Consider the following 8062-nt stretch of genomic DNA (forward strand, 5'->3'; position numbering starts at 1 on the left):
GGCAGATTGCCCTGCGACAGATACGCCGCCGCCCGGCGCAACACCTCGTTCTCCTGCTCCAACAGCCGATTACGACGCTTGAGCTCCCGCAGCTCAGCCGCCGCGCTGGAGGACAGATCCGGCTTGGCGCCGTCCTCGACATCGGCCGCGCGCAGCCACTTCTGCAACGTCATCGGGTGAACCCCGAAGTCGCTGGCGACCTGCTCGATCGTCACCCCAGGCTCACGGTTACGCGCGACCCGGACCACGTCCTCACGGAACTCACGGGGATACGGCTTCGGCACAGTGGCATCCTTCCACGCCCACCTCTCGGCAAGCGAACTCAGATGTCACAGACCCCTTCAGCAGCCCCGTTGCTCATGGTGTCGGATGTCCTCGATTCGGTCTCCGCGATCGAGGAGCCGGTGAGTTGAAGGTGCCGCTCGTACCGGCTCGTCGCGAGGTCGGCGTCGCGGTCGAGGGTGGCTTGAAGGATGGCCGCGTGTTCCGCGGCGTGGTCGCGTCCGGCGAGAACCCTCCCATCCGTCTTCTCGGCTTCGTGCCCGAACCAGCGCAGGTAGAGGTCGCCGGCGCGGAGCAGTTCGGCGCAGACCTCGATCAGGTAAGAGTTGCCGCACCCCGAGAGCAGTGCCTCGTGGAAGGCGAGATGTGCGATGAACCACTCGTCGACCGACCCGGGGGTCTGTTCGGTGAGCGCGGTCAGTCGGTGGTGCGCGGCGACCACCGAGCTCTCCCACTCCATGTCACCTCGCTCGATGGCAAGCTGAAGAGCGGCCGTCTCGTTGGCCACTCGCACTTCGATCAGATCCCGAAGACGTTCCATCCCCGCGTGCATAACCGTGAAGCCGCGGTTCGGCGAGACCTCGATCAGCCTCTTCTCCGAGAGCCGGATCAGCGCCTCCCGGATGACGCTCGTGCTCACCCCGTACTGCTCGGCGAGCTCCGCTGGGCGCAGGCGCTCGCCGGGGATGAACCTGCCGTCGAGGATCACTTGCTGCAGGCGCTCGAAGGTATCCACTGCGAGGCTCTGGCTTCCTTGCTTACGAACCATGACCAGGAGTATACCTTGTTGCTAGTTTTATAAAGTTACGTACACAGTCGATACTGTGCGCCCGGCTGTCGTGGTGCATCGAACTTTAAGGAGGGCCAGTGCGGGTTGCACGATATGTACGAGGAGAGCAGCTGTCCTGCGGGTTCGTAGTGGGAGACACGGTCGTCGAGGCTCGGTCGGTGCCGGGTGTAACAGCGACGACCGTGCGGGAGCTCATCGGCGAGGGCTTGCCCGAGGTCGCCGATATCGAGCTTGGCGAGGCTGTTCCGCTCGCAGAGGTGCGCTTGCAGTCGCCGGTCGAACTGCACAAGGTGGTATGCGCCGGGGTCAACTTCCCAACACACCGCGAAGAAGCCGAGATCGAGGAGGCTCGGCCCGCTTACCCGGTGATCTTCAACCGCTTCGCCGACAGCCATGTCGGCCACGGAGCCGACCTGCTCAAGCCGGCTGCTTCGACCATGTTCGACTACGAGGGTGAACTGGCCATCGTCATCGGCGCCCCCGCTTGGCAGGTCGACGTTGGCGACGCGATGAAGTACGTGTTCGGCTACTCCTGTTACAACGACGGGTCGGCGCGGGATTGGCAGATGCACACCCACCAGTGGGTTCCGGGCAAGAACTTCTACCGGTCCGGCTCCATCGGGCCGTGGTTGGTGACCGCGGACGAGGTCGGCAACATCGGCGACGCATGGCTCACCACGCGAGTGAACGGCGAGCAGCGCCAGCGCGCGCAAATCAAGGACATGGTGCACTCCATTCCCGAACTCATCGCCTACGTCAGCGCTTTCACTCCCCTGAACCCCGGCGACGTGATCGCCGCCGGCACGCCGGGCGGCGTAGGTATGTTCATGGAACCTCAAGCCTTTCTGCGACCCGGTCAGCAGGTCGAGGTAGAGATCGACAACGTCGGGATCTTGCGCAACCGCGTCTGCGAAGCATCGGAGACCCAGCCTGCTTGAGGGGCTGAGAAGTTCCACATACAAACGATCAATAAAGCTATTGAAATGAGGTGTGATGGATAAAAAACCCGCCGTTGCGTTGGTCACTGGTGGTGCTTCGGGAATCGGTCGTGCCTGCGTGGAACTACTCGCTCGCAGAGGTTTTGCAGTGGTAGTCGCCGACATCGACGGGAATCGTGCGAAGCAGGTCGCCGACGAGGTGGCGGCGTCGGGGGCGCCGGTTTCCGCGGTGAGCCTCGACGTTCGGGCCTCGGCCGGTTGCCGGGCCGGGGTCGATCATGCCGTGCAGGTCTACGGCGGTCTGGATGTGCTGATCTGCTCCGCTGGCATCGGGCAGGCTGCGACTCCGGCCTGGGAACAACCCGAGGAAGATTGGTTGCGCGTTATCGACGTCAACCTCAACGGCGTGTGGCGCACCACCGCGGCAGCCGTTCCCGAGCTGCGTCGCAGCGACCGAGGACGCATCGTGCTCGTCTCCTCTGTGGCCGGTAAGGAGGGCAACCCGCATCTGGCCGCATACTCCGCGTCCAAGGCCGGCGTTATCGGACTCACCAAGTCCCTGGGCAAGGAACTCGGCCGCGACGGCGTCCTGGTCAACGCTGTCACCCCGGCGGTCATCGACACCCCGATGGTGCGAAGCGAGGGTAGTGATCCCGCTGTGCTGGAGACATTGCTTTCCAAGATCCCCATGGGGCGCCTCGGCACTACCGAGGAGGTCGCCGAACTCGTCGCCTGGCTCGCCTCACCGTCCTGCAGCTTCACCACTGGTGGGGTCTTCGACCTCTCCGGCGGCCGCTCGACCTACTGATCTTAGGAGCACCACTGTGCAGACCCGGATGGACTGTGGCTTCGGGGAGCCGACATGCTGACCCCGCAGCAAATTTCCGACGAGGCCGCGCTGCTGATCACCGCCCAACGTGATCGCGTGGCCGCACCGCTACTGTCCAAACGCCTGCCGAATGTCGACGTCGATGATGCCTACCGGGTTGCCAGCGAGGTGGCCAAGGAGCGTCTCCGGGCCGGCGATCGAATCGCCGGATACAAGATCGGCCTGACCTCGCGTGCGGCCCAGGAAATGGCAGGCATCCACGAGCCCGACTTCGGTGTGGTCCTGAAATCCAAGGTCTACCGGTCCGAAGTAACGATCCCTCGGCACGAGGTCTTCCAGCCGGCGGTCGAACCGGAGCTGGCTTTCCGGCTCGGCAAGAGGCTGCAGGGCCCCGGAGTGGAAGTGGCCGACATACTGGCTGCCACAGACGAGATCCTGCCCTGCCTGGAAGTCGTCGATTCGCGGTACGAGTCTGGCGCTGTGCTGGTCGACTCGATCGCCGACAACGCGTCCGCACACGCGATCGTCCTGGCCGACCAGGGCGTGTCGCCAGCCTCGCTCGACTTGCGCGAGGTCGCCGCGGAAGTACGGGTGAACGGCCGAGTCGAACAACGCGGCACCAGCGAGGCGGTCATGGGCAACCCGGCCACCGCGATCGCTTGGCTCGTCAACAAGCTGTCGGAGTTCGACGTGACGCTGGAAGCAGGTCAAGTCGTGTTGTCCGGCTCGATGACCCGATTCGTGTACCTCGACACCGGAGCCGAGACGGTCCAGGGCGGTGAGGCCACCGTGGCGGTGGCCGACTTCGGCTACCTCGGCACGGTCGCAATGTCGTTCCTCGGCGGACAGACGGAGCAATGAGATGAGCTTTCCTGCCGTGCGCGTTCCGGCCAGCTGGTAAACCCGCAGCTTGCCCCAAGCGCGATGCCGCGGTGGGACAGGGCGGGCAATCAATGACCCGCCGCCGTCAATAGAGAGAAGATCAACGCATGTTCAACGCATTGGAATATATCGGCTTCACTTCTCCCCGCGCAGGGGAGTGGAACGAGTACGGTCCGGAGGTGCTCGGGCTGCAGGTCGCCCCTGATGAGGGGGACGGCGTCGTCCGCTTGCGCATGGACGACTCGGCCTACCGAATCTCCGTCGAAGAGGGGACAGTCGACAACCTGGACCACCTGGGATGGTCCGTAGGAGGGCCGCGCGAGTTCGAAGCAGCGATCGCGGAACTCGAATCCAAGGGCATCAGCGTGGTGCGAGAGAGTGCCGAGCTCGCAGCGAAGCGTTGCGTGGCCGACCTCGCATCGTTCACCGACCCCTTCGGCTGGAGGCAGGAGCTGCACTGGGGTCTGGCTCTTCGGCAGGGCACCTTCCAGCCGGGTCGTCCGATGTCCGGCTTCGTCACCGCGGAGCAGGGTGTCGGGCACGTCGCCTTGGCCGTGCCGGATCTGGCGATCGCGGAAGCCTTCTACGTGGACCTTCTCGGGTTCCGCTTGAGCGACGAAATCCGCGCCATGGGTCAGGCTATACGGTTCTACCACTGCAACTCGCGACACCACTCGCTGGCGTTGGTGCCCATCCCGGGGATGACCGGCGTCGCGCACCTCATGCTCGAGGCGCGTTCGCTCGACGACGTCGGAACCGCGCTGGACGCGGCGCAGCGCCGTGGAGATCTGCTGGTCTCACTCGGACGCCACTGCAACGACCACATGGTGTCCTTCTACACCGACACCCCCTCGGGAGTGCAGATCGAGTACGGCTGGGGGGCCATCGAGAGCGATCCCACCACTAAGGCGAACATGATCGACCGCGGTGATATCTGGGGCCACCATCCGACGGGTGACGCCTGGCCCGCGCCAGGGATCCTGCGGCCGGTCGACACCGAGGAGATGCACGCATGACTGAGAGCATCACTTCGCGCGACGTGATGGCCGACGACCACTCCCTCCGCCTCTACGAGAGCGGCTCCGGGAATGCAACTCCTGTGCTCTGGCTGCACGGCTCGGGGCCGGGTGTCACTGCCATGGCCAACTGGCGTGGCCTGCTGACGGAGTTGGCTCCAGAGTTCTACAACATCGCGCCGGACGTCCTCGGCTTCGGTGACTCGGCATGTCCGGACCCGTTCCCGCCCGGGATGATGGCCTCGGTCGACCTCCGGGCCAAGAACACCCTGGCGTTGCTCGATGCGTTGCAGGTCGAGTCCCCGCATGTCGTGGGTAACTCGATGGGTGGGATCATCGCTATTCGCATGGCGCAGATGGCCCCGTCCCGCCTGCGCAAGATCGTGCTGATGGGAAGCGCCGGGAATGGTGGGCTCGCCCCGGATGCCGTCGCCAAGTCGGGTGCCTTCGCTGCCGATGCGACGATCGAGACCATGCGAGACCTGCTGCGGATGTTCGTCTACGACGAAGCCCAGCTCGGACTCGACCTCGATGCGCTGGCTGCTGAGCGTCTGGAGATCGCGACACGTCCGGACATCGCACGGGTCGCTGCTGCGTTGGTCGATCCCAACGGATCCGCGTTGAACTTCACGCCCGAGGACTTGGGGCAGATCCTCCATCAAGTGCTCGTCGTCCATGGCCGTGAGGACCGCGTGCTCCCCCTCGAGCGGTCGTACTACCTCGCGCAGCACCTGCCGAACGCGCAACTGCACGTCTTTCCCCGATCTGGCCACTGGGCCCACTGGGAGCAGCAGGGCCGGTTCAAGGCGTTGCTTCGCGCCTTCTTCCAGGACGCCCTGTAGGGGTTGGGCAATATGAAAGATCGGGAGGTAACGTGATGAACTTCGACGCCGACGTCGCAGTCATCGGCGCTGGCCCTGCGGGTCTCACGGCGTCGCTGCTGCTCGCGCGCAGCGGGAACTCGGTGGCGCTTATCGAACGCTGGCCGCAGCCCTACCCGCAGCCGCGCGCCATCGCTCTGGATCACGAGGTGCGACGTGTCTTTCACCAAGCCGGTGTCGATCAGCGCATCGAGCAGTTCGTCGAACGGTCGGAGGAACCAGCGGAGTTCCTGACCCCGGCGGGTGAGGTTCTGCTCAGTCACCGACAGGGAGGGCTCGGGAGATCCGGTTTTCCCGAGATGACGGGGTTCAACCAGCCCGACATCGAGATGTTGCTCGAAGAGCTGGTGACCGAGAACCCGCACATCACGGTGATGCGCAACGTCCTCGTGACCGGACTGAACCACGTGGACGACGGTGTGGTTGTGCAGCACGTGGACGGTGATGGCTGCGGCGAACCGAAGCCAGATAACGCTTCCCGTGCGCTTGCCGCGAAATACGTGATCGGAGCCGATGGAGCGAACAGCCTCGTGGCTTCACAAACGGGTGTCGAATTCACTGATCTGGGCTTCAGCTCGGAGTGGCTCGTCGTCGACATCCAGCCCACAGTCACTCGGGACTGGAAGCCGTTCCTCGCTGAGGTTCTCGACGTGACTCGCCCCACGACAGTCGCACCGGCCGGTCCGGGCCGCAGGCGCTTCGAGTTCATGCTCATGCCCGGGGAAACCAGCGAGAGCATGTCCACGCCTGAGGCGGCGTGGAGCCTGATGAAAAAGTGGGACGTCACCCCCGAGAACGCGGTACTGGAGCGCAGCGTCCCGTACCGCTTCCGCGGGCGATGGGCCCGCGACTGGCGTGCTGGTCGTGTCTTCATCGCTGGTGACGCAGCGCATCTGACGCCACCGTTCTTGGGGCAGGGGTTCAACTCAGCAGTCCGTGATGCGGCCAACTTGGCCCACCACCTGAACCTCGTCCTCGATGGCCGGGCACCGGACAGCGTCCTGGACCATTACACCGAAGAACGGTTGCCCCATGTGCGTCCGCAGATCGAGACGGCCGTCGAGCTCGCCCGCATGATCTGCGTCACCGACCCCGAAGAACGCCGACAATGGGACGATGCACTGCGCGAGCAGCGCGACAACGGTACCGAGATCCCCATGGACACGCGCCCAGCACTCGCCAGCGGAATGCTGGCGGCTGGGGACTCGCTCGCCGGCACACTCAGCTACCAGGGGCGCATCGAACACCACGGGAAGATCGGCCTCTTCGACGAGGTGTGCGGGAGCGGCAGCTTCACGTTGATCGGGCTGGATGCCGACCCCGCGTCCGCGCTCGGCCCTCAAGCGAGCGAGCTGTGGAGCCGGCTTCGAGGGAGTAGCTACCACGTGGGCAGCCCAGCCCCCTGGCACGACGTGGACGGCACGTACCAGAAGTGGTTGGGTGGCGCCGGTGCTGGCGTCGTCTTGGTGCGACCGGACTTCTACGTCTTCGGCTCCGGCCAATCGGGCGCAGATGCGGACCGTCTGGTACTCGAGTTGGGCAACAAACTCGGTATCCTGCCCCCGCCGTGACGGGGGCGAGCAGTGCCGACCGGCTCCTCCCCACTGGGTGGCGCCGGTCGGCACTGGGTTCTGCTAGCGAGCATCAACTCCACGGGTCGGCGCGGCCCGTTTCTGCCGTACCCCGGTTTCACCCCGACATGAGACAAACCTGCCTGTGCCGAATCTGAGGTGTACCAAAGATCTTGGACAGGTCCTCTCGTTTGAGAGAATGTGTGCATGCCCGAGCAGCGTCGGAGGTTCAGTGCTCAGTTCAAGGCTGAGGCTGTGCAGATGGTGATCGAGACCGAAAAGCCGGTCGCCGAGGTCGCCCGGGACCTGGAGATCAACACGGGCACGCTGGCCAACTGGGTCAACGCGTGGCGTCGGGAGAACCCCGGTTCTGAGCAGCCGGTGAGCCCGTCCGAACGAGCCCGCGTGGCGGAGATGGAAGACGAGATCCGCCGGCTGCGGATGGAAAACGAGTTCCTGAAAAAGCCGCGGCCTTCTTCGCGCGGACGTCGCAGTAACCGAGCGCTGCGCCGTGATCGACGCGGAGAAGGCCAACTATCCGATCACCTGGATGTGCCGGTTACTCGGGGTGCCACGCTCGTCGTATTACTCCTGGCGGAAACGGGTGGCCACCGAGACCGCCACCCAGGCCCGTCGGCGCGAGCTGGGCACCCACGTGGACCGGGTGTTCACCGAGGGCCGGGGCATCTACGGCTGTCGCCGGGTCGCCGCCCAGCTCAACCGCGAAGGCCACGCGTGCAGCGTCGGGTTGGTTGCTGACCTGATGCGCGAACTTGGGCTAGTACTGCAACGACACTTCGTGATGGCCTCGTCGCCGGTAGTGGCTGGCTCGCGCTCGGGCTTGGCTGGTTCGTCGCCATCGTGACCAGTGCA

Annotated in this window: 9 protein-coding genes and 1 pseudogene; 8 read left to right on the top strand and 2 right to left on the bottom strand. The window is 65.0% G+C overall.

Annotated features, from left to right (window positions below; translation table 11 throughout):
- Both LY13_RS25195 and LY13_RS25200 read right to left on the bottom strand, forming a co-directional pair.
- A partial coding sequence (locus LY13_RS25195) for a transposase (protein WP_253831052.1) occupies positions 1-284 on the bottom strand: 284 nt, incomplete at its 3' end.
- A 38-nt stretch (positions 285-322) separates the two neighbouring features.
- Complete coding sequence (locus tag LY13_RS25200) at positions 323-1051, bottom strand: GntR family transcriptional regulator (protein ID WP_253831053.1); 729 nt, start codon at positions 1049-1051, stop codon at positions 323-325.
- A gap of 203 nt (positions 1052-1254) precedes the next feature.
- Between LY13_RS25200 and LY13_RS25205 the strand changes: the two genes are divergently transcribed.
- The 8 genes and pseudogenes from LY13_RS25205 (at position 1255) to LY13_RS25235 (ending at position 8054) form a co-directional block, all read left to right on the top strand.
- Positions 1255-2010: a fumarylacetoacetate hydrolase family protein gene (locus tag LY13_RS25205; RefSeq protein ID WP_253831054.1), complete on the top strand. Its 756-nt coding sequence runs from the start codon at positions 1255-1257 to the stop codon at positions 2008-2010.
- 55 nt (positions 2011-2065) lie between these two features.
- Complete coding sequence (locus LY13_RS25210) at positions 2066-2818, top strand: SDR family NAD(P)-dependent oxidoreductase (protein ID WP_253831055.1); 753 nt, start codon at positions 2066-2068, stop codon at positions 2816-2818.
- A 54-nt stretch (positions 2819-2872) separates the two neighbouring features.
- A complete protein-coding gene (locus tag LY13_RS25215; protein WP_253831056.1) occupies positions 2873-3700 on the top strand; it encodes a 2-keto-4-pentenoate hydratase in 828 nt (275 codons plus the stop codon).
- Positions 3701-3828: 128 nt separating this feature from the next.
- A complete protein-coding gene (locus tag LY13_RS25220) occupies positions 3829-4737 on the top strand; it encodes a VOC family protein (RefSeq protein WP_253831057.1) in 909 nt (302 codons plus the stop codon).
- Positions 4734-5579 carry an alpha/beta fold hydrolase gene (locus tag LY13_RS25225; RefSeq protein ID WP_253831058.1) on the top strand — a complete coding sequence of 282 codons (846 nt, stop codon included), beginning with the start codon at positions 4734-4736 and terminating at the stop codon, positions 5577-5579. Before LY13_RS25220 ends, LY13_RS25225 begins: the two co-directional genes overlap by 4 nt.
- A 35-nt stretch (positions 5580-5614) precedes the next feature.
- A complete protein-coding gene (locus LY13_RS25230; protein ID WP_253831059.1) occupies positions 5615-7189 on the top strand; it encodes a bifunctional 3-(3-hydroxy-phenyl)propionate/3-hydroxycinnamic acid hydroxylase in 1575 nt (524 codons plus the stop codon).
- Positions 7190-7396: 207 nt separating this feature from the next.
- Positions 7397-7627: pseudogene (locus tag LY13_RS26250) on the top strand (transposase); the annotation flags it as partial.
- A gap of 73 nt (positions 7628-7700) precedes the next feature.
- Positions 7701-8054, top strand: a complete 354-nt coding sequence (locus tag LY13_RS25235; RefSeq protein ID WP_253831060.1) for an IS3 family transposase — start codon at positions 7701-7703, stop codon at positions 8052-8054.
- Positions 8055-8062: the final 8 nt, after the last annotated feature.

The organism is Prauserella aidingensis, assembly GCF_024171865.1.
In the GTDB taxonomy this organism is placed as follows: domain Bacteria; phylum Actinomycetota; class Actinomycetes; order Mycobacteriales; family Pseudonocardiaceae; genus Prauserella; species Prauserella aidingensis.

Bases quoted from the DNA above. Each gene is read 5' to 3' on its own strand.
- LY13_RS25230 (WP_253831059.1), top strand. From the start codon at position 5,615: ATGAACTTCGACGCCGACGTCGCAGTCATCGGCGCTGGCCCTGCGGGT.
- LY13_RS25220 (WP_253831057.1), top strand. From the start codon at position 3,829: ATGTTCAACGCATTGGAATATATCGGCTTCACTTCTCCCCGCGCAGGG.
- LY13_RS25225 (WP_253831058.1), top strand. From the start codon at position 4,734: ATGACTGAGAGCATCACTTCGCGCGACGTGATGGCCGACGACCACTCC.
- LY13_RS25210 (WP_253831055.1), top strand. From the start codon at position 2,066: ATGGATAAAAAACCCGCCGTTGCGTTGGTCACTGGTGGTGCTTCGGGA.
- LY13_RS25215 (WP_253831056.1), top strand. From the start codon at position 2,873: ATGCTGACCCCGCAGCAAATTTCCGACGAGGCCGCGCTGCTGATCACC.
- LY13_RS25200 (WP_253831053.1), bottom strand. From the start codon at position 1,051: ATGGTTCGTAAGCAAGGAAGCCAGAGCCTCGCAGTGGATACCTTCGAG.